This is a genomic window from Adlercreutzia equolifaciens (genome assembly GCF_029076695.1).
GTDB lineage: Bacteria > Actinomycetota > Coriobacteriia > Coriobacteriales > Eggerthellaceae > Adlercreutzia > Adlercreutzia equolifaciens_A.
In genome coordinates, this window is sequence record NZ_JARFIK010000570.1 from 1 (window position 1) to 291 (window position 291).

Sequence of the window (291 nt, forward strand, 5' to 3'; positions counted from 1 at the left end):
CGCGAAGGAGACGCGATCCCACCCCCTGGCCGCGCGCGTCCGGATGGATGAATAGCATTTCCACTTCGTCACCCGTAATGCCGCAGAAGCCAACAGGATACCCTTGGCCATCGCGCGCCACAAGCATGGTTTCCGCGCCGCAAAGCGCATCGGGCACGTAGGCGGCAATGCGCTGTATATCGGCCTCGGTCAGGAAATCATGGGTCGCCCGCACCGAGGCCTCCCACAGGACCAGCAGCGCCGCCGCCTCTTCGGGAAGGTCCCGCAGCGGCACATTCAATCGTTCAATTT

General features: G+C 63.2%; 1 protein-coding gene. It reads right to left on the reverse strand.

Features of this window, described 5'->3' with window-relative positions; all coding sequences use genetic code 11:
* Window positions 1-274: GNAT family N-acetyltransferase (locus PZH32_RS13635; protein ID WP_275208795.1), on the reverse strand; the 274-nt coding region annotated here is incomplete at its 3' end.
* Window positions 275-291 lie beyond the last annotated feature (17 nt).